At 34.7% G+C, this 565-nt stretch carries 1 pseudogene; it reads left to right on the top strand.

Annotated features, from left to right (window positions below):
* Positions 1 to 142: 142 nt before the first annotated feature.
* Positions 143 to 565: pseudogene (locus ACJ2A9_RS23785) on the top strand (IS4 family transposase); the annotation flags it as partial.

The raw sequence follows: 565 nt of genomic DNA, 5'->3' as shown, positions 1-565 counted from the left end.
CACTGGCCTTGCATGACTTTAAAATAGTCCCATATTTTCAAAAATAAGTATTTACACACAAGAAAAAAACTCCTATTGTAGAAGTTGTTGACCTTGTTTTGTTCCCTTAAACAAACAAGTCTTCTACAAAGGAGTTTTCACTTTGAATAATAAAAGTATAGGTCGAGAAATGCTCATTTGTCAATGCTTATCCCTTCTCCCAACAGAGGATTTTGACTGTCCTCTGATAGATTATGGTAAAACAAAGCTTTCAACAAAATCTCTACTAAAGATTTTTGTAGCTGCACAGTTAGATCAATGGAGTTCTTACGAACATATGGAAGAAAAATTAAGAGCCTACCCAACACTTCGTAAAGCAATTGGAATAACTGATATAAGTGGTTCACAGTTAAGTCGCCGTATTAATGATTTACCAACTGAGTGGGTACAAAAATTGTTTATAAAAGTAGTGGCAAAAATAAAGCATCTTACAGATGATTGTAGTGGAATTCCAAACGGGATTGGCCGTTTAAATATTGTGGATTCAACTGAAATTAGGCTGCCTGAAAATTTATGCGATTGGGCC

The organism is Anaerobacillus sp. MEB173 (assembly GCF_052119505.1).
Taxonomy (GTDB): Bacteria; Bacillota; Bacilli; order Bacillales; family JBJMAU01; genus JBJMAU01.
Note: the sequence above shows the minus strand (reverse complement) of the source record. Positions and strands in the feature narration are given on the sequence as shown.